Origin of the sequence: Pseudoalteromonas sp. SR45-1, from assembly GCF_014163655.1 — a bacterium.
In the GTDB taxonomy this organism is placed as follows: Bacteria; Pseudomonadota; Gammaproteobacteria; order Enterobacterales; family Alteromonadaceae; genus Pseudoalteromonas; species Pseudoalteromonas distincta.
Genome location: NZ_JACJDR010000001.1, coordinates 66,045 through 91,871 on the forward strand (window position 1 = coordinate 66,045; position 25,827 = coordinate 91,871).

General features: G+C 37.5%; 18 protein-coding genes. 17 read left to right on the forward strand and 1 reads right to left on the reverse strand.

The window, feature by feature from the left end; all coding sequences use genetic code 11:
* From H5089_RS00325 to H5089_RS00370, 10 genes are all read left to right on the forward strand, one after another.
* Positions 1-1,365 carry a DUF1329 domain-containing protein gene (locus H5089_RS00325; protein WP_182681437.1) on the forward strand — a complete coding sequence of 455 codons (1,365 nt, stop codon included), beginning with the start codon at positions 1-3 and terminating at the stop codon, positions 1,363-1,365.
* Positions 1,366-1,491: 126 nt separating this feature from the next.
* Positions 1,492-2,487 carry a YCF48-related protein gene (locus H5089_RS00330; RefSeq protein WP_182674347.1) on the forward strand — a complete coding sequence of 332 codons (996 nt, stop codon included), beginning with the start codon at positions 1,492-1,494 and terminating at the stop codon, positions 2,485-2,487.
* Positions 2,487-4,808, forward strand: a complete 2,322-nt coding sequence (locus tag H5089_RS00335) for an RND family transporter (RefSeq protein ID WP_182711197.1) — start codon at positions 2,487-2,489, stop codon at positions 4,806-4,808. The genes H5089_RS00330 and H5089_RS00335 overlap by 1 nt, the downstream gene beginning before the upstream one ends.
* 208 nt (positions 4,809-5,016) lie before the next feature.
* Positions 5,017-9,858 (forward strand): NAD-glutamate dehydrogenase, encoded by a 4,842-nt coding sequence (locus H5089_RS00340; protein WP_002961899.1) that lies wholly within the window; start codon positions 5,017-5,019, stop codon positions 9,856-9,858.
* 120 nt (positions 9,859-9,978) lie between these two features.
* Positions 9,979-10,989 carry a quinone-dependent dihydroorotate dehydrogenase gene (gene pyrD / locus H5089_RS00345; RefSeq protein WP_039488000.1) on the forward strand — a complete coding sequence of 337 codons (1,011 nt, stop codon included), beginning with the start codon at positions 9,979-9,981 and terminating at the stop codon, positions 10,987-10,989.
* Positions 10,990-11,106: 117 nt separating this feature from the next.
* Entirely contained in the window at positions 11,107-11,637 is a 531-nt protein-coding gene (locus H5089_RS00350; protein ID WP_002961896.1) for a cell division protein ZapC, read from the forward strand.
* 91 nt (positions 11,638-11,728) lie between these two features.
* A complete protein-coding gene (gene rlmKL / locus H5089_RS00355) occupies positions 11,729-13,846 on the forward strand; it encodes a bifunctional 23S rRNA (guanine(2069)-N(7))-methyltransferase RlmK/23S rRNA (guanine(2445)-N(2))-methyltransferase RlmL (RefSeq protein ID WP_138489126.1) in 2,118 nt (705 codons plus the stop codon).
* Entirely contained in the window at positions 13,839-14,078 is a 240-nt protein-coding gene (locus tag H5089_RS00360) for a glutaredoxin family protein (RefSeq protein WP_002961779.1), read from the forward strand. The genes rlmKL and H5089_RS00360 overlap by 8 nt, the downstream gene beginning before the upstream one ends.
* 15 nt (positions 14,079-14,093) lie before the next feature.
* The gene (locus H5089_RS00365; protein ID WP_002961781.1) at positions 14,094-16,007 is read left to right on the forward strand and encodes an ABC transporter ATP-binding protein; all 1,914 of its coding nucleotides are present in this window, start codon (positions 14,094-14,096) and stop codon (positions 16,005-16,007) included.
* An 11-nt stretch (positions 16,008-16,018) separates the two neighbouring features.
* Complete coding sequence (locus tag H5089_RS00370; protein ID WP_182695654.1) at positions 16,019-17,776, forward strand: DUF3466 family protein; 1,758 nt, start codon at positions 16,019-16,021, stop codon at positions 17,774-17,776.
* A gap of 102 nt (positions 17,777-17,878) precedes the next feature.
* Here the strand turns inward: H5089_RS00370 and H5089_RS00375 are convergent, their stop codons facing one another.
* A complete protein-coding gene (locus H5089_RS00375; protein WP_024595571.1) occupies positions 17,879-18,385 on the reverse strand; it encodes a DUF2062 domain-containing protein in 507 nt (168 codons plus the stop codon).
* Here H5089_RS00375 and H5089_RS00380 point away from each other — a divergent pair.
* From H5089_RS00380 to tcdA, 7 genes are read left to right on the forward strand one after another with little or no spacing between them, the layout of a single operon-like run.
* Positions 18,365-20,632 (forward strand): DNA internalization-related competence protein ComEC/Rec2, encoded by a 2,268-nt coding sequence (locus H5089_RS00380; RefSeq protein WP_182711198.1) that lies wholly within the window; start codon positions 18,365-18,367, stop codon positions 20,630-20,632. The genes H5089_RS00375 and H5089_RS00380 overlap by 21 nt on opposite strands.
* Positions 20,633-20,692: 60 nt before the next feature.
* Positions 20,693-22,438 (forward strand): lipid A export permease/ATP-binding protein MsbA, encoded by a 1,746-nt coding sequence (gene msbA, locus H5089_RS00385; protein WP_149602576.1) that lies wholly within the window; start codon positions 20,693-20,695, stop codon positions 22,436-22,438.
* Positions 22,435-23,415: a tetraacyldisaccharide 4'-kinase gene (lpxK, locus tag H5089_RS00390; RefSeq protein WP_182711199.1), complete on the forward strand. Its 981-nt coding sequence runs from the start codon at positions 22,435-22,437 to the stop codon at positions 23,413-23,415. Before msbA ends, lpxK begins: the two co-directional genes overlap by 4 nt.
* The gene (locus H5089_RS00395; RefSeq protein WP_002961789.1) at positions 23,405-23,602 is read left to right on the forward strand and encodes a Trm112 family protein; all 198 of its coding nucleotides are present in this window, start codon (positions 23,405-23,407) and stop codon (positions 23,600-23,602) included. The genes lpxK and H5089_RS00395 overlap by 11 nt, the downstream gene beginning before the upstream one ends.
* Positions 23,590-24,351, forward strand: a complete 762-nt coding sequence (gene kdsB / locus H5089_RS00400; protein ID WP_182711200.1) for a 3-deoxy-manno-octulosonate cytidylyltransferase — start codon at positions 23,590-23,592, stop codon at positions 24,349-24,351. Before H5089_RS00395 ends, kdsB begins: the two co-directional genes overlap by 13 nt.
* Positions 24,348-25,028: a TIGR01621 family pseudouridine synthase gene (locus H5089_RS00405; RefSeq protein WP_182711201.1), complete on the forward strand. Its 681-nt coding sequence runs from the start codon at positions 24,348-24,350 to the stop codon at positions 25,026-25,028. Before kdsB ends, H5089_RS00405 begins: the two co-directional genes overlap by 4 nt.
* Positions 25,029-25,826, forward strand: coding sequence for a tRNA cyclic N6-threonylcarbamoyladenosine(37) synthase TcdA (gene tcdA, locus H5089_RS00410; protein WP_002961793.1), 798 nt, complete (start codon positions 25,029-25,031; stop codon positions 25,824-25,826). It abuts the gene before it with no gap.
* Position 25,827: the final 1 nt, after the last annotated feature.

Genomic DNA, 25,827 nt, shown 5'->3' on the forward strand with positions numbered 1-25,827 from the left:
ATGATTAAAAAACCTACCCTCATTGCTACAGCATTTTGTAGTTTGTTTGCAAGCAGCGCAGCCTTGGCTAAATTAAGCGCTGATGAAGTTGCTCAATTAGGCCAAAACTTAACGCCAATGGGTGCAGAAAAAGCTGCGAATGCTGATGGTTCTATTCCAGCGTGGAATAATGGAATTACAACAGCGCCTGCAGGTTATAAAGCTGGTATGCATCATCTTGACCCATTTACAGCTGATAAAGTGCTTTTCACTATCGATAAAAGTAATATTGAAAAGTACAAAGCCAATTTAAGTCCGGGTCAAATTGCTTTATTTGAAGCATACCCAGACACATTTAAAATGCCAGTGTATGAAACACGCCGCTCAGCTTCGTACCCTCAGTTTGTTTATGACGCGACTAAAAAGTTTGCACCGACTGCTGAATTAATCGAAGGCGGTAACGGTATTAAAAATACCGCGATAGGTATTCCTTTCCCTATTCCTAAAACAGGTTTAGAGGCAATTTGGAATCACTTATTACGTTACCGTGGCCAGTCTATTGAGCGCTTTGGTGGTCAAGCTGCACCGACTGCATCTGGCTCTTACAACTATGTTGGTTTTGATGAGCAGCTATTAGTTAAATACTCAGACCCAAGCGCTACACCAGCAGAGCTACAAGACTCAAACATTTTGTTTAAGTTTAAACAAAGCGTTACAGAGCCTGCACGTTTAGCGGGTACTGCATTATTAGTTCATGAAACAATGGACCAAATATTAACGCCGCGCCAAGCATGGACTTATAACTCGGGGCAACGTCGTGTTCGTCGTGCACCTAATGTTGCATATGATGCACCAGGCACAGCTGCAGATAGCCTGCGCACTACCGATGATTTTGATATGTTTAATGGCTCACCAAATCGTTACAACTGGACGCTAAAGGGTAAGCAAGAGTTATACATACCTTACAACAGCTATAAACTTCATAGCGACAAGCTAGAGTACGATGATATTTTAATGCCTGGCCATATTAACCCAGAACATACACGTTACGAAAAACATCGTGTTTGGGTTGTTGAAGCTAACTTAAAAGATGATACACGCCATATCTATAAAAAACGTGTGTTTTACATTGATGAAGATAGCTGGCAAGTACAGGTAACTGATATTTATGATAACCGCGACCAACTTTACCGTGTAGCCATGGCTTATGGCCTTAACTATTACGAAGTTCCTACACAGTGGAGTACGCTTGAGGTTTATCATGATTTGAATTCTCGTCGTTATTTAGCAATTGGTTTAGATAACCAAGAAAAAATGTACGATTTTTCACAGTCGTTTAACGATAACGAATTTACTTCAAGCGCTTTACGTCGCGCTGGTAGATAGTATTAAACTAGGCACTTAACAATATGTTAAGTGCCTTTTCCTTTCTCATCGCGTTTGTCTTACAGCGCGCAACGCACTCCCTAGTAAAAAGACAAACAACTCTCTCGTACAAGGCGATTAAAATTTATGAAGTATTTGGTATATGCCAGCCTGATAATAAGCGGTGCGAGTGTTGCACAAGAAGCCCCTAACTATGCAATCAGTGCAACAAATGCAGCTAAAACCTTACTCACCGATATAACTAACACGGGTAATGGCTTAATTGCTGTTGGTAAACACGGTACTGTTATTAAAAGTACATCGGGTGATTCATGGCAACAAGCTGAGCTAGTTCCAACTCAAGTGCTCTTAACTGCCGTTGATTTTAGTAACGAAAATAATGGATGGGCGTGTGGCCACGATGCAACAATCATAAATACTACTGACGGTGGCGTTAATTGGCAGCTACAACAAGCATTACCTGAATTAGACAAACCATGTTTAGATATTTTATTTGAAGATGACTTAAAAGGTTTTGCAGTGGGCGCATATGGCATGTTTTATCAAACTACAGACGGTGGTCAACATTGGCAAAAACGCTTTTTAGATTCGCTACTTTTTAGTGATGATCGTGATTACTTAAACGATTTAAAAGAAAATGACCCACAAGGATACGAAGCGGAAACTGCTTCTATTTTACCGCACTTTAATCGCATAGAAAAAACAGACAATGGATTAATGCTCGTTGGTGAAATGGGTTTAATGGCCAGAAGTATTGACGATGGTCAAACTTGGCAAAGAATAGAAGAAGTTTATCCCGGTTCATTCTTTGCAGTTGCCTCTGATAGCACTCAAGAAATTGTGGCGGGGCTACGAGGTAATGTTTTTGCAAAGCAAAGTGGCGAAAAGCAGTGGCAGCATTTTGAAAATGTTAAAACAGCGACGATTAACAACATCATTAATTATAATAACAAACAATGGCTCATGCTCGCTAATAGTGGCGTTATTTTTCATCTTCAAGATGGGTTACTCACCCATGAGCAGCTTGCTGACGGTAAAGCGATTCTTGATGGTGTAATTTTAGATAACAGATTGATCATGGCTACAGAAGATGGCATTAAAGTGAAGGAGTTAACCCCTTAATGCATAAGTTACTCGATTTTATTGAAAAGGCGATTTTTAGACATCGCTTAATTATGCTTATAAGTTTTGCACTTATAACCTGTTTACTTGTATTTAAAGCGACTCAAATTCAACTTGATGCATCGTTTAATAAAAATATCCCGTTAAATCACGATTACATGAAGGTATACACTAAACATGAAAAACAGTTTGGTGGTGCAAACAGTATTTTAATTTCAGTATGTGACGACAGCGGAGATATATTTAATCCAGAATTTTTTACTCAATTAAAAGCGGTTCACGATCAGCTTTATTTTATTCCTGGTGTAAATCGTCCTTTAGTGAATTCTATATTTTCACCTAGTGCTCGCTTTGTAGAAGTAGTAGAAGATGGCTTTGCCGGTGGTCCAATTATTCCTGCAAACTTTAAAGCTGATACGCGTGGATTAGGTGTAGTAAAGGAAAACATTGAAAAAGCAAAAGTTGTAGGGCGTATGATTGCCAGCGATTACTCGTGTGCAATGGTAACGGCTCAACTTTTAGAAACAGATCCCCAAACACAACAAAAATTAGACACATTAGCTTTTGCACAAAAACTAGAAAGTGATTTAAGAGAGCCTTTAAGTACAGACAAAGTAAGTATTCATATTATTGGCTTTGCAAAAATGGCTGGTGATATAGCTGAAGGCGCAAAAGGGGTAGTCGTATTTTTTGCCATTGCTATCGCCTTTACCTTTATTATGGTTTGGCTATTTTGTGGCAGTTTAAAGCTAACTATTTTGCCTATCGCGTGTTCTATTATTGCCGTTATTTGGCAATTAGGCCTGCTTTCAAGTTTAGGGTTTGGACTAGACCCTATGTCCATTTTGGTGCCGTTTTTAGTGTTTGCTATTGGTGTAAGCCATGGTGTGCAGATGATCAATGCGATTGGCAAAAAAGTAGGTGAAGGAAAAAGTACGCGAATTTGTTGTCAGTCAAGTTTCAGGGCTTTATTAATACCTGGTGGTATTGCACTGCTTTCAGATACCGTAGGCTTTTTAACATTACTTACTATTGATATTGGTATTATCCGCGAACTTGCTATTACAGCGAGTTTAGGTGTGGCAGTAATTATATTTACAAATTTAATTTTGCTGCCAGTTTGGGCGTCGTACATGAACTTTGAAAACAGTGTACATATTCAATCTGGTGATGCTGAGAAGCCTAATATACTTGATAAGATTAGAGACATTTTAGTAAAAGCAACCGATCCTAAAATCGCTAAAATGATTATCGGTTTTACCCTTGTTTTATTTGCTCTAGGCTACTGGCAAGCAGATAAAATGCGTATAGGTGACTTACACGCAGGCGCGCCATCTCTGCATCAAGATGCCCGTTATAACCAAGACACGTTTTTAATTTCGGATAAGTACACTATCTCGTCTGATATTTTAAAAGTAATTGTAGAGGCGTATCCTGCAGCATGTACTGAGCATGATGTGATGGAGCGTATAAGCCGTTTTCAATACAAAGTTGAGAATGTGGCCGGTGTGCAGTCTGCTGTAAGTTTGAGCTCTGTAGCTCAATCGGTTAACGCGGGCTACAACGAAGGCAATTTAAAATGGCAGAGTTTGCCACGAAATTCAGCAAGCTTAGTACAGTCAACGTCTCGAGTTGAAACTAGTACAGGCTTACTTAACGGTGATTGTTCAGTTATGCCAGTGATTATATTCTTAGATGATCATAAAGCACAAACTATCGATACCGTAATTAAGAGTGTTAAGCAATTTGCACAAGAAGAGGGCACTGAAAAACTAGCATTTAAATTAGCGTCAGGACCTGTGGGCGTAATGGCAGCTACTAATGAGTCTGTATCAGAAGCACAAATACCCATGATGCTTTACGTTTATGGTGCCGTTATTATTTTATGTTTAATGAGCTTTAGAAGCGTAAAAGCAACAGTAGCCGTGGTATTACCGCTTTATATTGTATCAACCCTTGCCCAAGCACTTATGGTACAGCTGGAAATAGGCTTAACAGTTTCTACTTTACCTGTAATTGCATTAGGTGTAGGTATTGGTGTTGATTACGGTATTTATATACTGTCGTCGATGATGGGGCAGCTTAAGCAAAACGTACCGCTTAGTGTTGCTTATCGAAATGCGCTTGTTGAGCGTGGCAGCGCGGTTCTATTTACTGGTATTACATTAGCTATTGGTGTGAGCACTTGGATATTCTCAGATCTTAAATTCCAAGTTGATATGGGTATACTATTAACCTTCATGTTTTTAGTGAATATGTTAGGTGCAGTGTTGTTATTACCCGCAATTGGTAGCCTTCTCTGGACTGACCAGAAAAAATAATGTGAATACTTTTGCTCCTAAATGGCCAGTAATGGCCATTTATATCTATATTTTGTGAATAGATGACCAAATAGCTGAAATGCTTAAAATGTTTTCATCGAAAAGGCTGTTTATTAGCTGTAAAAGGGTTAGAATTTAACTGACTCCACGCTAATAATACGCTGTACAAATATTCTGCTTTTAGCAGTAATAGATTAAGGAATATACAATGACACGAAATGAAGGCCAAGCCTCGGTTATCCTAGATAATGTCTGTAAACTGATCCAGAAAAAAGTTCGCGCTGATAATGTGTTACTCGTTGAGAAATTCGCCAAAGCCTTGTACAGCAATATGTCTAAAGAGGATTTGGCAAACCGCAACGATAGTGACCTATATGGCGCAGCATTAAGCCTTTGGAACTCGCTAGAAAAAAATACTACTGACGACGCAGTTATCCGCGTTTTCAATCCAGAAGTGGCAAAAGATGGCTGGCAGTCATCACATACAATCGTTGAAATTATCACTAAAGATATGCCGTTCTTAGTTGATTCTGTTCGTATGGCCATGACTCGTGAAAATATCGCCTCTCACTTATTACTTCACTGCCCATTAAAAATTAAGCGTGATGAAAACGCTAAAATCTCTGGATTATCAAATTTAAAAGCAGAGCAAGAATCTTCATCTACTAAAACAGTATTTTTTATTGAAATTGACCGTCAAACAGATTCTTCTGTGATTGAGTCTTTCAAAAAAGAATTAGAGTCTGTGCTTGTTGATGTGTCAGTTGCTGTTGATGATTGGCAACCAATCCGTAAAAAATTGATTGCAGTGACTAAAGAGTTACCTAAACGTCATCATAATAAAAGTAAAGATGAAGTTTCAGAAACAACTGAGTTTTTAGATTGGTTAGCTAAAGATAATTTTACCCTAATGGGTTACCGTGAATATGAGTTAAGCCCAGTTCAAGGTGATTACCAACTAAAAGGTAAAATGGATACAAGCCTAGGCTTGATGAAAAACTCGACTGAAGAACACACTCGCTTATTATCAGAATTACCTGAAGTTGCACGTCAAGAAGCTCGTAGCAGCAACCTACTGATTTTAACAAAAACTAACTCTGTTTCTCGTGTTCATCGTCCAGCTTACATCGATTATGTAGGCATTAAGCGTTTTGACGATGAAGGCAATGTAATTGGTGAAGACCGCTTTATCGGTTTATTTTCATCAAGCTTTTACAATAACAGTGCTACTGATGTACCTGTGTTAAAAAGTAAAATTAATCGCATTATGGAAATGTGTGATTTTGCTAAAGGTACTCACGCTTACAAAGCTGTTTTAAATATTTTAGAAACCTACCCACGTGATGAGCTAGTTCAAGCGCGCGAAGGTGAGCTACTTGAAGTTGCTATGGGTGTGTTACAAGTACAAGAGCGCGATATGTGTCGCTTGTTTGTACGTAAAGATGCGTATGGTCGTTTTTTATCTTGTATGGTTTATGTACCTCGCGAGCGTTATAACACGGCTCTTCGTCGTGAAACGCAAGATATATTAGCTAATGCATTTAATTCTGACGATAAAGTCGAATTTACTACTTATTTCTCTGAGTCAACACTGGCGCGTACTCATTACACCGTTCGTGTGACCGACAACAAGATCGAATATAACGTGAAAGACATCGAAAACAATTTAGTAGAAGCTGCACGTACGTGGGAAGATAAACTTCAATCTGCTCTTTTAGAGTCTGCGGGTGAAGCTCGTGGTAACGATTTAAATCGTAAATACTGTAACGCGTTTGCACGCTCATACAAAGATGAAGTGCTTCCAAGTGCTGCGGTTGTTGATATTGAAAAGTTAGAACTACTTAGCGATGAAAACAAACTAGAAATGCTGTTTTATCGTCCTCAAGAAGAAGCAAACAGCAATATTGTACGATTAAGCTTATTCCATAAAGATGAGCCGATTCACTTATCTGATGTCATGCCAATGCTTGAAAACTTTGGCCTTCGTGTTGTAGGTGAAACACCATATTCAGTTAAAACTAGCGATGGTCGTATCAACTGGATCATGGACTTCTCGATGCTTATTGACAGCAAAGGGATGGCAGATTTTGATAAAATTTCAGCACGTTTTCGTGCTGCATTAACAAATGTTTGGGGCAACCGCCTTGAAAACGATGGTTTTAACCGTTTAGTGTTAATGGGTGGCCTAACAGGCCGCGAAGCATCTATCTTACGTGCGTACGCTAAGTACATGCGTCAAATTGGTGTAACTTTCTCACAAAGCTACATAGAAAGTACATTTGCAAATTATCCTAATATCGCAGCGCAAATTGTTAACTTGTTTGCTAAAAAGTTCTCAGTTAAAAGCCCTGCAAGTGCTAAAACACTTGAAAAGCTAAGCACGCAAATTTATTTAGAGCTTGAAAATGTAGCAAACCTTGATGATGACCGTATTATACGTTTATACGTAGATATGATTGTTGCGACGCTGCGTACTAACTATTTCCAAAAAGACGATGCCGGACAGTTTAAGTCTTATGTGTCGTTTAAAATACAACCTAGCTTAATTCCTGATGTACCACTTCCTTTACCTGCGTTTGAAATTTTTGTTTATTCTCCGCGCGTAGAAGGTGTGCATTTACGTTACGGCAAAGTAGCACGTGGTGGTCTGCGTTGGTCAGATCGTCGTGAAGACTTCCGTACTGAAGTACTTGGCTTAGTTAAAGCACAACAAGTTAAAAATACTGTAATCGTACCTGTAGGTTCTAAAGGTGGCTTTGTATGTAAACAACTACCGACTGAGCGTGAAGCGTTTATTAAAGAAGGCCAAGAGTGTTATAAAATCTTTATCCGTGGTCTTTTAGATATTACTGATAATATTGAGCGTGGTGAAATAGTACCAGCGCGCGATGTTGTTCGTCACGATGAAGATGATGCTTACCTAGTAGTTGCAGCGGATAAAGGAACTGCTACTTTCTCTGATATCGCAAATGGCATTGCTAACGAATACAATTTCTGGCTAGGTGATGCATTTGCATCTGGTGGCTCGGTTGGTTATGACCATAAGAAAATGGGTATCACAGCAAAAGGCGCATGGGAGTCAGTTAAACGACATTTCCGTGAAATGGATATTGATTGTCAAACTACCGACTTTACAGTAGTAGCAATTGGCGATATGGCAGGCGATGTATTTGGTAATGGTATGCTGTTATCTAAGCATATTCGTCTACAAGTTGCCTTTAACCATATGCACATTTTTGTTGACCCTAATCCAGATGCTGCTACATCTTACCCTGAGCGCGAACGTTTATTTAATATGCCGCGTTCTTCTTGGGAAGATTACAATAAAGAGCTAATTTCTGCCGGTGGCGGTGTGTTCTCTCGTGCAGCTAAATCAATTACGCTTAGCCCAGAAATGAAAAAAATGTTGGGCACTAAAAAAGCTAGTATGACACCAAATGAGTTAATGAAAGCCTCATTAATGATGGAGTTTGATTTACTGTGGAATGGCGGTATTGGTACATACATTAAACACTCTAAAGAAACTGATGCCGATGTAGGGGATCGTGCAAACGATGCACTACGTATCAATGGTAGAGATTTAGGCGCTAAAATAATAGGTGAGGGCGGTAACTTAGGTGCAACGCAATTAGGTCGTGTTGAATTTGCAGCTAAAGGTGGTCGTGTTAATACTGACTTCATTGATAACGTAGGGGGGGTTGCCTGTTCAGATAACGAAGTTAACATTAAGATTTTACTTAATGGCTTAGTCGCTGAAGGTGACCTAACACGTAAACAACGTGATGAGCTACTTTACTCAATGACAGATGAAGTTTCTGAATTAGTATTAAAAGACTGTTACCGTCAAACACATACTATTTCAATTACGCAGTCTAAAGGAACTTCAACGCTCAAAGAAAAGATTCGCTTTATTCATGCGCTTGAAAAAGAAGGCAAGTTAAACCGTGCTATCGAATTTATTCCAAGTGATGAAGAATTGGCAGAACGCGCCGCTGCAGGTAAAGACTTAACTCGTCCTGAGCTTTCAGTGCTAGTGTCTTACGCAAAAATGGTATTAAAAGAGTCTTTAGTAAGTGATGAAATTACTGAAAACCCTTACTATCGCCAATTGCTTGTTAAGTCATTCCCACGTCCATTGCGTGAGAAGTTTAACGATGCGATGAACAACCACCCACTTCGTAAAGAAATTATTGCAACTAAACTTGCTAACAGTATCGTTAACGATATGGGTTTAAACTTCATGGTACGTATGCATGAAGAAACTGGTGCTAATGAAGCTGAGATAGCAATGTGTTACTCAATTGCTAGCGAAATATTTGAAATGCGTGAAACATGGTCTTCTATTAGTGCACTTGATAATAAAATACCAGCAGCAGTTCAAACTGAAATGCTTTACCAACTTCGTCGTACTGTGCGCCGTGCAACGCGTTGGTTCTTACGTCACCGTAATAAGTCACAAACGATTGAACAAGGAATTGAATTCTTTGCGCCAACCTTTAAAGATTTAAGCGATAACTTAAATACGTATATGATTGAAAAAGAAAATGATCGTATTGTAATTGAGGCCAATAAGTTAATTGACGCGGGCGTTCCAACAGATATAGCTAATCGTATTGTTTCTTTATCAAGCTTATTCTCTGTGATGGATTTAGCAGAAGTTGCGAATAGTTCAGGTAAGAGTATTTCGATGGTGTCCAATACTTACTTTAAACTAGGTGCAAGAATGGGTCTGCATTGGTTCTTAGAGCAAATAACTAAGCAACCAGTAGCAAATCATTGGCAAGCACTTGCTCGCTCGTCTTATCGAGAAGAGCTTGATTGGCAGCAACGTACGTTATCTGAAGTTGTATTAAATAGCTTTGAAGGTGATGAGAGCGATGTTGATAGTCAAATAGACGAGTGGATGGATAGCCAAGATTTATTACTTCAACGCTGGAAACAAATGCTGGCTGAGTTTAAAACATCACAAAGCCACGACTTTGCTAAGTTCTCGGTCGCACTTCGTGAACTTATGTTGTTAAGCCACAATTGTGATACATCAGGAAAATAATTTAGCTTTAATCAGTTAATTGTTTAGTAAATAAATAACTGATTGTTAAAATTGTTATACAATACCTCAGCCTTGTCTGAGGTATTTTTTTGTCTAAAATTTAAAAAGAGGATTATATTGATGTTTTATGATTTAGCTCGCCGTTTTATGTTTACCCGTGATGCGGAGTGGGCGCATGAGTTTGCACTTAATAATCTTCGTCGTTTTACCAATACACCTTTAAATTTAGCTTGGTCGCAAAATATTTCTGATAAGCCAGTCGATTTTTTGGGTCTGAAATTTAAAAACCCTGTAGGGCTAGCAGCTGGCCTTGATAAAAATGCGGAATGTATTGATGCATTCAGCCAAATGGGCTTTGGTTTTATTGAAGTTGGCACTATTACGCCGCGTGCTCAAGCTGGTAATGATAAACCTCGTATTTTTAGGTTGCCAGAATCAAACGCTATTATTAACCGTATGGGTTTTAATAATAAAGGCGTTGATAACTTAGTTGCAAATGTAAAAGCAGCAAAATACAGCGGCATACTCGGTATTAATATTGGTAAAAATAAAGATACGCCAAATGAACAAGGTAAAGATGACTATATTCATTGTATGCGTAAAGTGTTTGAACATGCCTCATATATTACGGTAAATATTTCATCACCAAATACACCTGGCTTGCGTGATTTGCAATATGGCGCTGCGCTTGATGATTTACTGCAAAGTCTTAAAAACGAACAGTTAGATTTAGTTGCAAAGCACAATAAACAAGTGCCTATGCTTGTAAAAATTGCACCGGATCTAGATCAAATTCAAATTCAGCAAGTAAGTGAATCACTTTTAAATAATAAAATCGATGGTGTAATTGCCACCAACACCACGCTTGAGCGAGCTGCAGTTATGGGCCAGCAATATGCAGAAGAAGCCGGCGGTTTATCAGGTCACCCTGTTAGAATGCGTTCTACAGAGGTAGTGAGTGAATTGAAACGCTTAACACAAGGTAAATTACCAATCATCGGAGTTGGCGGAATAGATGATGCGCAATCTGCAAAAGAAAAGTTCGATGCAGGCGCAAATTTAGTCCAGGTTTATACTGGGTTCATCTACAAAGGTCCACAATTGGTAAAGTCGATCGTTAACGGCTTATAAGGATCAGTTATCTAAGCTTTTGATCGTTCGATAAATGTTCTAAGCAAGCATTTTAAAAGTGGTCAAAAGCGGTTATACTGTGAGCAATAATTATTCAACATACCCAAGGAGGAGTAAATGTTACAAGCATCAAAGCAATGGCAGTGGATTACTTGTCCTAATAAAAATCGTTTATTACTTGATTTAAATGACGACATGCAATTATGTACGCCCTATAAGTTAAGACAACTCACCGATTCTGTTTTTAAAAATCCACGTTTTAGTTTAGAAGATGCTGCATTTTATGAACAAGTTTATAACTATTTAGATGGGTTTGAATTGTGGTCTGCTGCTCAAATTTGTCAAATATCGCTAAATGCAACCGCTGTTAAGTATCACTTAAAACCCGTTTTATCAAAAAGCTGGTTTTTTGAAGAATACACTGGAACAGAGCCAAGTGTAGAAGCAATAGTTAAATTAATATCTAAAGCGCAGACTGGCGATTTTTTAATTGTAGAGCATTGCCCTGATGCATCTATTTGCTTAAATTTAAGCGAAACCTTTAAATTAGACGAAAATTTATCTTTAGCGCAATTTGAAGTAATCCGTATTTTGAATAATCGAGTACACCCCATCCTAAATCAGCAATATCAAAGTCAAACCGCCTAACCAAATTTAAGTCTTAAGCGTGTCTTTATGGCGTGTTTGTCGCCCAACCTATGTTATAATCCTGCGCAATTAGCTATTAAGGGTTATTACTTTGCAATTTATCGCACTTACTTCTATCGGAATCGAAAATTTATTGGTTGATGAACTAACAGAACTTGGCGCAACTGTGTCTAAGCAAACTGTTGGTTCTGTTCGTTTTGAGGCTGACTCATTACTGGCGCAAAAGGTTTGTTTATCAAGTCGTTTTGCAACGCGTGTGCTTATGCTTATTGAAGAAAAAGAAGGCGTAGATGACAAGAATAGCCTGTATAATTTTGCTCGCTCGCAACCTTGGCAAGAGTGGTTTGGACCAACTCAAACATTCGCTGTCGACTTCAACGGTACCAATGACTCATTAAAAAACACACAATTTTCGGGTCTTGTAATAAAAGATGCGATTGTTGACTACTTTAATGATTTATACGAGCAGCGTCCTAACGTTGATAAGCAAGATGCAAATGTGCGTGTTGTTGCACGATTAAATCGTTACGGCGTTTCTATGTATATTGATTATTCGGGCCCTCGTTTGTCTGAACGTGGTTACCGTCAAGGTCAAGGTAAAGCACCAATTAAAGAACATTTAGCTGCTGCATTAATTAAACGAAGTGGTTGGCTTGATAATGTAAAACAACCTTTATTCGATCCATGTTGTGGTGCGGGTACTATTTTAATCGAAGCGGCTGGGATGGCACGAAACGAAGCACCGGGATTATTTCGTGAAGGCTTTGCTTTTGAGCGTTTACCCAGTTTTAGAGCCGCTAAGTTTAAAGAACTTAAAGAAGAGTTACTTGCTAACATTACCGATCCTAAATTGTGGTTAATTGGCCACGATTACGATGAACAAGTTTTAAATAAAGCGATTGATAATGCCAAACGTGCTGAGCTTGATGATGTTATTAAGTTTAAGCAAAGCGATGCAACTAAACTTACTGCTGTTGCAAAATTACCGGGTGTTGTAATTTCAAACTTACCTTATGGTGAACGTATTGGTTCTATGGCTGAGCTTGTTGATTTACACCGTAATTTAGGTGTTGGCTTTAAAAAGCACTTTAATCATTGGAAACTTGCCTTACTAGGTATGGACGAGAGCTTATTTAAACTTTTAAAACTTGTGCGCCTTAAGCGTTATAAGTTTAAAAATGGCCCACTTGATGTTGAACTTAACTTATATCAATTAGATGATAAGCAAGTAAGTTTGACTACCGATGATAAAAAAGCGCTTAATTTTGAGGGCTCTACGTCATTCGCAAATAGATTGAAAAAGAATAAGCAAGGCTTAAAAAACTGGCTTAAACAAAATAAAGTAGACGCTTATCGTGTTTATGAAGCGGATATCCCTGAGTACAATGTTGCTGTAGATATTTACGGTGATTCTGCGGTTATTTTTGAATATGCAGCGCCTAAAGAAATTGATGAAAAAACATCAGAAAAACGCCTGCAAGACGTAATAACATTGACTTCGCAACAACTTGATATCTCACCTGAAAATATTGCTGTAAAAGTGCGTAAAAAGCAAAAGGGCGAAGAGCAGTATACGGCCATGTCTAAACAAAACCGCACTATGGTAGTTGAAGAGTTTGGTGCTAAGTTTAAAGTTAATTTATTTGACTACTTAGACACAGGTTTGTTTTTAGATCACCGTTTAATGCGTCGTTATATTCAAGAAAATGCGAAAGATAAGCGCTTTTTAAACTTGTTTGCATACACAGGTACTGCCTCTGTGCATGCTGCACTTGGTGGCGCTAAAGCAATTACAACAGTTGATTTATCTAAAACCTATTTAAAATGGGGCCAAGATAACTTCGATTTAAACAATATCAGTAATACACGTTACCGTTTTGAACAAGCAGATTGTTTAAAATGGTTAGAGCATGCGACAGCACAATATGATTTGATATTTTTAGACCCTCCAACGTTCTCAAACTCAAAACGTATGAAAGACGCGTTTGATGTGCAAAGTGATCACATTAAATTATTAACGTGGGTTAAAAAGATCTTAAGTCCATCAGGTACTTTGATTTTCTCTAATAACAAACGTGGTTTTGTAATGGATGAAGTTGGCCTGATTGGTTTAGGTTTAAAAGCCGTTAATATCTCAGATAAAACGCTATCACCAGACTTCAAACGTAATAAAAAAATCCATAATAGCTGGCTAATTACGCATGGCTAAATGGATTTTATATCATACTGATGGCTGCCACTTGTGCGAACAGGCTGAGCAACTTATCACTGATGTACTAAATGACAACAGTGAGTTATTACTAATCGATATTATGACTGATGAGCAGCTTATTGCTGAGTATCAAATTACTATTCCTGTATTAAAAAGTGAAAAAGGCGAGAAATTATATTGGCCTTTTACTTTACACTCTGTGCGCGAATTTTTAGCACAAGCAGAATAAGAGCAAATAAGAACTATGGATTTAATAAGAATTTTAAAAGCACAACTTGCTTTTGGTACACATGCTTTGCTTAACAAAGCAGACGCTGTTATAGAAAGTGGCGAAAGAGTGTGTGTAGTTGGTCGAAATGGCGCGGGTAAGTCAACGTTATTAAAAGTACTCGATGGACAAGTTGTTTTAGATGATGGTGAAATAAATCAGCTTGGTGGTATTCGAATTTCTCGTTTAGAGCAAGATCCACCAAAAGGTGCAAGCGGAACTGTATTTGATTACGTTGCACAGGGTATGCCAGAAATCGCTAACCTACTCATTGATTTTCATCATGTTAGCAACGAACTGCAAACACAATGTACTGATAAGTTATTAAATAAACTTGAACGTTTATCAAACCAACTTGAAGCCGCTGATGGTTGGCGTTTTGATAGCCGAATACAATTAGTTTTGACACAATTAGAATTAACACCAGAGGCTAAGCTTGAGTCTCTTTCTGGTGGCTGGTTACGTAAAGTAGCACTTGCGCGTGCACTTGTAAGTGAGCCTGACTTATTATTACTAGATGAGCCAACAAACCATTTAGATATGGCAAGTGTAATGTGGCTTGAACAGTTTTTAAAAGAATTTAAAGGCGGCATTGTATTTATATCGCATGACCGTGCGTTTATTCGCGCTGTCGCTACGCGTATTTTAGATTTAGATCGCGGTAAACTTATTTCCTACCCAGGTGATTACGCGACTTATCTAGAGCAAAAAGCGCATGATTTAAAAGTAGAAGAAGCGCAAAATGCATTGTTTGATAAGCGTTTAGCTGAAGAAGAAACGTGGATTCGCCAGGGTGTTAAAGCGCGAAGAACGCGTAACGAAGGGCGTGTTCGAGAGCTAAAACAGCTACGTAATGAGCGCAAGCAACGTGTTGATCAAGTTGGAAAAACTGACTTTAATATTGAAACAGCTGATCGCTCAGGTAAGTTGGTATTTGAAGCTAAGAACCTTTGCCATGCATTTAAAGACAAAGTTATTGCTGATGATTTTTCGACACTTGTAATGCGTGGCGACAGAATTGGCTTAGTAGGCCCAAATGGTATTGGTAAAACAACACTATTAAAACTAATGTTTGGTGATTTAGAACCAGATAGTGGTATTACTAAGCAAGGTGTTAATTTAGAGTTTGCTTACTTTGACCAATACCGTGAAAAACTTGACGAAGAAGCAACTGTTCAAGATAACGTTGCCGAAGGTAAACAAGAAGTGATGATGGGCGGTCGTTCACGTCATGTTTTAGGTTACCTGCAAGACTTTCTATTCCCTCCAGCCCGCGCTCGAACCCCGGTTAAAGCACTCTCTGGTGGTGAAAAAAATAGACTGCTATTAGCTAAACTGTTTTTAAAACCATCTAATATACTTGTTCTCGATGAGCCAACGAATGACTTGGACATTGAAACGTTAGAGTTACTAGAGGACATTATTAATCAATATCAAGGTACAGTGCTGATTGTAAGCCATGACCGAGAATTTATTGATAATACATGTTCTAGTGTATGGGCATTTGAAGGCAATGGTAAAGTAACAGATATCGTCGGTGGTTATAGCGACTATGAAGCTTATGTAGGTTACTTAGCTGAACAAGAAAAAAAAATTCAGCAACAACCAGTAAAAAAAGTTGAAAAAGTAGCCGCTCCAGCTGCAAAACCAGCAGCTAAGACAAATAAACTCTCTTACAAATTAAAACTTGAATTAGAGCAACTACCGAATAAAATGGAAAAACTAGAAGCTGAAATTGAAGCTCAACAAGCTGTAGTGAGTGACGCAAACTTTTTTAAACAAGAGAGTGATGTAACAACTAAAGCATTGAACCATTTAGCACAACTTGAGTCTGACCTTGAAGCTGCCCTTGAGCGCTGGGAAGAACTTGAAGAATTACAGAATCAGTAGTAAGGATTAAAATGAAATATAAATTACTCGCTGCCAGTATTTTAGCGACATTAAGCACTTCAGCAACAAGTGCGACGTACCAGTTAAGTGAATTAGGGACTCTTGAAGACGCTAAATATTCTTATGTAACAGATGTAAGCGAAAGCGGGCATATTATTGGTTTCGCAAATGGTTTATACAATTTACCTATTGATACCAGCTATATAGATTTTACTGAAAATGTTATTGAAAGTGCTTACGACAGCACAGAAGCAGCATATGAATTAAGTGATAAAGAAATTACTTTCACACTTGATGACATTGAAAATAATGATGCCGTAAGCACTAATCCTGATGCTCATGCTTTTATGGTTAGTTTTTTGGCAAATTCGAATTTAGGAATTCCGTCTAACTTTGAATATCAAAAAATGAGTTCTTTAGTTGGGATTAAATTTAACGAATCAGAGATTACTGAACAACCGATTTTTGATATAGCTTCTGTTGATTATGATGGATTAACTCGTTCTACTGTCAATCTTTTAAATGCAGTAAGTGAAGATGGCGTTACAGTTGGTTGGGGTAGTGCCCCATACGATAAAGTATCTTTTACACCTGATGGCGAAGATGATGCAGAAACGTGGTTTACTCATGAATTTATAGAACGTGGAATTGTGATAAGCGCTGATGGCAGTGTAAGTGTTGAGTTAGAGCCTGAGTTTAATGAATACGGTGGCACAAGCCGCGCTAACGATATTGTTAAAACTAACAGTGGTTATACCGTTGTAGGTAATATGTCTACAAGCATTCCAGATGACAGACAAGATAATATTGATGATAACTGTGATAATGAAGACGAACCTACGTCAGTATGTATCAACTTGTTAAATTCAAATATTACACGAGGCTTATTTAATAAGCGCGCTGTTAAATGGGAACTTGATGAATCACTTAATATCACGTCTGTTGAAGAGCTTGGTATGGCACTGACACCTGATGAAGGTGAAGCGGAAGATGATGCATTTACAAGTACTGCTTTAGCAGTGAACAGCAACGGGACAATTGTAGGTTCATCGAATACACGTTATTACAAAAATGACGATACAATTCTTACAATGCCAGTTTATTTTAAAGACGGTGCGGTTGTTGATTTTATTAATCAAGAAGATGACTGGCAGTCTGGTAAATCAATTGCTATTAATGATAACGATGTAATTACAGGTTATGCAACTAAACGTATTGAAGGTACTCTTCGTAATAAATTCTTTTACCATGATATAGCAACGGGTAGTACTGTTTTCCCTACTGATTACTTTTCAAGCTCAAGTTCTTACGGTAACGATATAAACAACCAAGGTTATATTGTAGGTGAAGGGGAAGTGGGTGTTTCTGATAGCTCGCGACTCAAAGAGGCCTTTATTTACAAAATTGGTGAAGACAAAATCACTAATCTAAACGATTTACTGCCTTGTTATGACACCGACGGTGAAACTGATTACGCTTATACTATGGTTGAAGCGACTGCTATCAACGAAAATAATGAAATATTTGGTACTGCGACTAAAACAGTTGAAAAGCTAGATTCATTAGGCGGTGTAGTAACTGATATTAATGGTGAAATTGAATATGAGAGTATTGCAATAGCAGTTAAACTAACGCCAATTGCAAATGGTGAAGTAGAAAGCTGTGCTCCAGTAGAAGCTGAAGTTTATGAGCGTAACTCTGCTAGCTTCCCTTGGTATACATTATTGTTATTACCACTGGTTGGCTTAAGGCGTGTATTTCGCTTTTAAAGTTTATTGATTATAAAAAAACCAACTTGATAAAGTTGGTTTTTTTTCGTCTATAATATTTTATTAGATTAGGATTGCAGCGATTATTTAGCTTTAACGCCACTAATTATTTCGTGATAACCATGCTTTTTTCACAGAGCGGCGCCAAATAATATCGATACCAAAGTATCCTATAATTGATGCAATAGAAGCACATACTAATGAACCTAATAAAAATGCAGGACCAATTGTTTCTATACTTTCTAAAAACCAAGACCAACTTGCTTCAAATACAAAGTGTTGTTCTGGCTGATTAAGTATTAACGTACCCACTAAGTATGAGCCATAAAAGATAGGTGGCATGGTTAATGGATTCGTAAGCCATACTAAAGCAACTGATATGGGTAAATTAACCCTAAATAATATAGCACCTGCTGCGGCTAAAACCATTTGAAAAGGAACAGGGATGAAAGCAAAAAATAACCCGACCGCGAAGGCCCCTCGAGCTGAACGTCTATTTAAATGCCAAAGATTTGCGTCTTGCAAAAGTCGTCCAAATATTTTTAGTGATTTATGATGTCTAATTTTATTTGGATCAGGTAAAAATCTTTGGATCGTTTTTTTAGCCATTTAAAGCAACCATTTACATCAGTGTGGATAAGTCTTGGGTTTGTAATTGGCTGTGTAGCAACCGTGTTTTATTATCAAACTCTCGAATTTACAGTCTTCACAATTTTCATTGTAATAGTGAGCGCTTATTTTAAGCCGTTTTTAAACGTATTGTTAGGCTTTATTTGTGCAATTTGCTTTGTTGGTATGCATTTTTACCTTTTTTATAGTTTTGAAATACCAAAACCGAACGAAAAGTATGCACTTGATTCTACATTAGTTGTTGAAGAGATTATTTCTGATAAAAAACCTCAGTATATCAAAGCCAAAATAGTGGCATTAGATGGGAGTAGCTTTTCGAATTTTAGAGCACCCAAAGCAATGCTCAGTGTTAATTCTGCACAGCCTTTTACAGTCGGGGATGAATTCTCTGCATTAATCCATTTAAAATATTTTCGCAGTAATAAAAATTTTAATGTGTTTGATACTGAACGTTATGCATTTATAAATAGAATATTATTTAAAGGCAAAGTTCTCAATAAAGAGCTTAATATAATACACAGCGATAAACAAAGCATCGTACTAGATTATCAAAACTTCATTAAAAATACCTATACAAATACAAGATTGCAGTGGCTCTATTATGCATTACTCAGTGGTGATAAATCGTTAATGAGCTATACAGATAAACAATTAATGCAATCACTTGGGTTAAGTCATTTACTGGCTATATCGGGTTTACATATTGGTTTGATTTTTAGCTTTGGTTATTTATTCATTCGATTTATCTGTACGAAAATAAACTTTTCAATTGGTCAATCATTTAACCTTACACTTTACTACAGTTCGTTCGGTTTTATAGCTGCATTAGTTTACGTATATTTAAGTGACTTTTTAGTATCAGCAACGCGAGCGCTAATTATGCTGGGTTGTTATTTGTTACTTTATTTTCTTGCTAAACAGCCGCTGCGTTGGCGTAGTATTTTATTTGCCTTGGTTATAGTGCTTACTGTTAACCCATTTAATTTACTTAATCCAGGTCTGTATTTTTCATTTTTAGCGGTCGCTATAATTTTTACTGTTATTAATAAATTACCAATATTAAATACACGAATAAAAAACAAAATTATTGCGTTATTTGTTATTCAAGTAGCATTGTTTATCGGTTTATTACCACTTTCACTTTATTTTTTTAATGGCGTAAGTATTGCGGGCCTAGTGATTAACTTAATTGCGATACCGTTTCTTTCCATCATTATTTTACCATTTTTGATTGTTTTTACATTACTGAGTACTTTTATAGATATAGGTAATTTAATACATTTGTTTGATACAGGGTTATATGCGTTATTTAAATTACTTTATGAAATACCCGAGTCGTTAAGATGGCTGACAACAGGAAGAATCGAGTTAATATTCGTCATTTTTACCTATATTACTATGTTGATGATTTACTTCCTCCCCTATAAATTGCTCTCTTTCATTCCTTTAACAGTACTTTTATTGAATAATCTTCTAAAAGAAAAGCCTAACTGGCAACTTCATGTGTTTGATGTTGGGCATGGTCTCATGGCATTAATTGAAAAAGATAACCAAGTGCTTATCTATGATTTTGGTCCAAGTTATTTTAATCGTTTTAGTCGTACGCGAAGTATCTTATTGCCTTATATAAAAGCAAATAATTTCACAGTAAAAACAGCGATTCTAAGTCATGAAGACAGCGATCACGCTGGAGGAATACAGCATTTTATTGAAGCTGGATTTGGGGAAACATTAAAGCAATTTCACCCTGAAAATACACTTAGTGTGTGTGAAGTCCAAAGTGTTGATTTTGTCGGTTTAAGAGTAGAAAGCTTTAGCACTAGAGGGTATGGGAATGAAAACGACGATTCATGCGTTGTTAGAGTATCGAGTAATACTTATAGTGTGTTATTTACAGGTGATATATCAAAATCTCGTGAAGCCTCCTTATTAGCGAATAATACACCGTTGAAAAGTACAGTCATGTTAAGCCCGCATCATGGCAGTGATACATCCTCAAGTGTTAATTTTATTAGTGATGTAGCTCCTAAAGTTGTGATTCATTCAAGTGCTTATAAAGGACAGTGGGAATTTCCCAAGCCCGTTGTTGTCGAGCGTTACAAAGCAATAAGCGCCGAGCAATTTACAACAGGCGTTGAAGGACAAATTAGTATTAAATTCTACTCAAACAATTTGGCCACAGAAACAGCACGAGGGCAGGAAAGTTATTGGTTTATCAAAGATTGACGTTTAGTTTTATCTCATCGAAGGATACAATACAGGGAGTTACTGTATTTAGAGAGTGTTATGGATCAAAGTACTGCACAAATTTATAAACGTCTTGTCTCGTATGTTGGCGCATACAAAAGCGTCGCTTTTATCGCAATTGTTGGGATGATAGGCTATTCAGCAATGGATGCTTTATTCATTCAATTAATGAAGCCGTTTATTGATCAAGGTTTAAACCAGCGAAATACAGAAGTTTTAAAGTACGCTCCTTTTGTAGTTATCGCGTTAGTACTAGGGCGTGGTGTTTTTAACTTTATGTCTTCGTACTGTTTAAGTTATGTGGGCTCTCAAGTTGTACGCTCTTTACGCCAAGAGTTATTTGAGCACATATTGCATTTACCCGTTTCTTTTCATGACAAAAACTCAACAGGCGATTTAATTTCAAAAATCACTTTTGACACAGAGCAAGTTCAACAAGCAATTACTAAAGCGTTACTTATTGTTGTACGTGAAGGAGCCTTTGTTGTCTTTTTACTTGGTGTAATGTTTTATACCAGTTGGAAGCTCTCACTTATATTTTTAGTCATCATCCCTCTCGTTGCCATTATTGTAGCGGTTGTATCGAAACGTTTTCGCCATATTTCTAAAAGTATCCAATCAGCTATGGGGCAGGTTACACGTAGCTCTGAACAGATGCTTAGCGGACATAAAGTTATTCATGGATTTGGCGGACAAGACCAAGAAATAAACCATTTCTCAAAGATTAATAATCATAACCGCCAGCAGCGCATTAAAATGGATGCGACAAAAGCTTTAAGTGTATCAATTATTCAAATATTAGCAGCAAGTGCTATGGCTGTTATTTTATGGGCTGTATCTCTTCCATCAATGATTGATACGATTACCTCAGGTGACTTCATGGCATTAATTGCCTCAATGATGATGCTATTGCGCCCACTAAAACAACTCGCCAATGTTAATAGTGATATGCAGCGTGGTATATCTGCCGCGCAAAGTATTTTTTTAGTTTTAGATGAAGAAATGGAAAAAGATACTGGCACCGTTTCAGTCGATAAAGTTAAAGGGTTAATTGAAGTTAAAAATGTAACCTTTAAGTACCCAACAAAAGATGAAGCCGTATTAAATGATTTGTCGCTAACGATTAAAGCGGGTGAAAGTATTGCCTTAGTAGGGCGCTCAGGCTCGGGTAAATCAACAATTTCTAATTTATTACCACGCTACTATGACTTAGAGTTACCGAGTGAAATATTACTTGATGGTATAGCCCTGCAGGATTATAAATTAACAGATTTGCGTCGCCAATTTGCTTTAGTGTCTCAACAAGTCGTGTTATTTAACGATACGATTGCTAATAATATTTGTTATGGCATAAAGCATGATGTGTCTGAGGAAGAATTAGAGCAAGTTGCTAAACAAGCGCATGTTTGGGAGTTTGTTAAAGACTTGCCAGAGCAATTAAACACCATGGTAGGTGAAAATGGCGTAATGCTCTCCGGCGGTCAACGCCAGCGTATAGCGATAGCACGTGCAATATTAAAAGACGCACCTATTTTGATTTTAGACGAGGCTACATCAGCACTTGATACCGAATCAGAAAAGCTTATTCAGCAAGCATTAGAAACGCTAATGAAAGATAAAACCTCAATTGTTATTGCGCATCGCTTATCTACTATCGAAAACAGTGACCGAATCTATGTTATTGATAACGGTCGTGTAATTGAAAGTGGCGATCACAATAGCTTATTAGCAAATGACGGTACTTATTCAGCCCTTTGCAAAATGCAGTTTGGTGATCAGGCGTGAGTAAAATAGAACAAAGCTGGTATAAACCATTTGGTCTAATTACTTTACTGTTATTACCATTAAGTGCTTTGTTTTGGGTTGTATCGTCATTTCGAAAATACTTATACAGCGCTAAAATACTTAAACCTTATGAGTGCAAAACGCCTGTAATTGTAGTTGGCAATATAAGTGTTGGCGGTAATGGTAAAACGCCTTTTGTTTTGTGGCTGTATGGTCATTTAACACAGCAAGGTTTATCAGTGGGAATTATTAGTAGAGGATATGGTGGGCAATCAAAAAATTACCCACTGTTAGTTACTGAGCTTGTAGATGCTCAGCAGGCTGGAGATGAGCCCGTACTTTTATACCATCGTTTAAAGTGCCCAATAGCGGTTGGGCCTAATAGACAACACAATATCGATTTATTAGAAAATAATTATACACTCGATGTTATTATTTCTGATGATGGAATGCAGCATTATAAAATGCCTCGTAGCATTGAGTGTTGTATTGTTGATAATGAGCGTCGTTTTGGTAATGGCTTTGTTATGCCAGCAGGGCCACTTCGTGAAACAACTAAACGTTTGCAAAGTGTCGATATAGTAATTGAAAATGGTGGTGAGGCTAATAATAGCTACACATTACAAGTAAGTAATCTTCGCTTAGTTAACTCAAGCGATTATGCAAAAAGTAACGTAAGTGAAGCACATGCAATAAGTGCAATTGGGAACCCTAAACGGTTTGAAAACTCATTAGAAGCACAAGATATTACGTTATTATCGACTCATCATTTTAGAGATCATTATGCTTATAAAGTAGATGATTTTGCCCAATTTGGTGATGATTGCATTATAATGACCGAAAAAGATGCCGTTAAATGTAAGTCCTTTGCAAAGCCTAATTGGTATTATTTACCAGTAGATGCACAACCTACCGATAGCGTAATAAACACATTAAATTCAATATTAAAAGAAAAAGGAATACTCAATGGCCTTTGATACAAAATTACTCGAGATAATTGCGTGCCCTGTTTGTAAGGGAAAATTACGCTTTGACAGAGAAAACAACGAACTAATTAGCACAGCAGCTAAGCTTGCTTATCCTGTTCAAGACGATATTCCAGTATTACTTGAAAATGAAGCACGTGAGTTATCTTTAGAAGAGGTTGAAAAGTGGAATTCGTAGTTGTAATTCCTGCTCGTTTTGCATCGACCCGACTACCAGGTAAACCGCTTGCTGATATTTGTGGCAAGCCAATGGTTCAACACGTTTACGAAAAAGCATGTTTATCAGGTGCTAGTAAAGTAGTTATAGCAACCGATCATCAAAAAGTATTTGATGCAGTAAGTATGTTTACTAATGATGTGGTAATGACGCGTGAAGATCACCAGTCGGGTACTGAACGATTAGCTGAAGTGGTTGATTTGCTTAAACTTGATAGCAATACAATTGTGGTTAATATACAAGGCGATGAGCCATTACTTGCACCAGAAAACGTATCTCAAGTTGCTGCACTATTAAGTGATTCAACAGCACCAATGGCAACGTTAAGTGTTGCTATTGAAGAACGTGATGAAGTATTTAATCCTAATGCCGTTAAAGTGGTTAGCGATATAAATAAAAATGCCCTGTATTTCTCTCGTGCAAGTATACCGTTTGATAGAAATACGATGATGGGTGATAGCACTGCCCTTAATTTAGCCCCGTTTCAACGCCATGTAGGTATTTATGCGTACAGAGCGGGTTTTATTAAACAATACATAGAGCTGAGTGTATCACCATTAGAATTACTTGAATCACTTGAGCAGTTACGTGTTTTGTATCACGGTTATAAAATTAAAATAGAACAAGCTCAAATAGCCCCTCATGCAGGTGTAGATACGCCTGATGACTTAGCTAAAGTGATAGCGCATATTAAAAGTAAAAACGTGTGAGTGAGCAATTAAGTAAGATAATAAAAGTTGTTTATACACATAACGACTTTTATATTTTAGAAAAGCCAGCGGGTCTTAATTTTCATTCTGAAGAGGGACCCGGCTTTGTTGTTTTAGCCGAACAACAATTATCGCAAAAGCTTTATGCCGTTCATCGTTTAGATAAAGTGACATCAGGGCTTATTATTTTAGCAAGAAACAAAGCCGCTGCAGCCGCCTTTACTGTTATGTTTACTGAGCATGCGATTGCTAAATTTTATTTAGCGATTAGTGATACTAAACCAAAAAAGAAGCAGGGGTGGATAAAAGGCGATATGGCTAAGTCTCGCCGTGGCTCGTTTAAGTTACTAACGAGTACACTTAACCCTGCAATCACCCGATTCTATTCTCTGAGTTATAAGCCAGGATTTAGAGGGTATATTTTAAAACCTTACTCTGGCAAAACACATCAACTAAGAGTGGCACTAAAAAGTGTGGGCGCAGCTATTTTAGGCGATGCAATGTATACAGGCGCGCCTTCTAATCGTACCTATTTACATGCATATGCGTTAAGCTTTTTATGGCAAGGTGAACAAATACAGCTAACTTTATTACCCGATAGTGGTGATGAGTATTTGGCGTTAATTAAACATCAAGATTTTCAAGCATGGCAATCGCCATGGCAACTGGATTGGTAAATGAGCGAAAAAGTTACAGATATACGTTTTGGTGGTATTAAACGTTTATATGGTCATCAACAGTTTGATTGGCTTCAAGAAGCACATTTTTGTGTAGTAGGTATTGGTGGTGTAGGAAGCTGGACAGCAGAAGCACTTGCGCGTACTGGTGTTGGTAAAATAACACTTATAGATTTGGATGATATTTGCGCCACTAACGTAAATAGGCAAATTCATGCGTTAACGGGCACTATTGGTCAAGCTAAAGTCGATGCAATGAAAGCGCGCTGCGAGCTTATTAACCCAGAATGCCAAATTAGTGTAATAGATGACTTTATTACGCTTGATAATATTCAAGAGCATATTCAAGGTTTTGATTATGTAATTGATTGTATTGATGCAGTTAAAGAAAAAGCAGCATTAATTGCTCACTGTAAACGTAATAAACTACCTATAATTACAACTGGTGGTGCTGGCGGGCAAACAGATCCTAGCCAAATAACTTTTGGTGATGTAGCTAAAACTACGCAAGACCCATTACTTGCAAAGGTGCGCTATATTTTGCGCAAGCAATATAATTTTAGTAATAATCCTAAACGTAAGTTTAATATTGATTGTGTTTACTCAACAGAGCAATTGGTTTACCCAGGAAGCGATGGCAGCGTATGTCATGCTAAGCAAAGTGCTGATGGCACAATGAATATGGACTGTAATAATGGTTTTGGCTCTGTGACTATGATCACAGGAAGCTTTGGTTTTTTTGTTGCTGCAAAAGCGGTGCGTAAATATCTAGATAAAAAACAACGCTCACAAGCTTAGT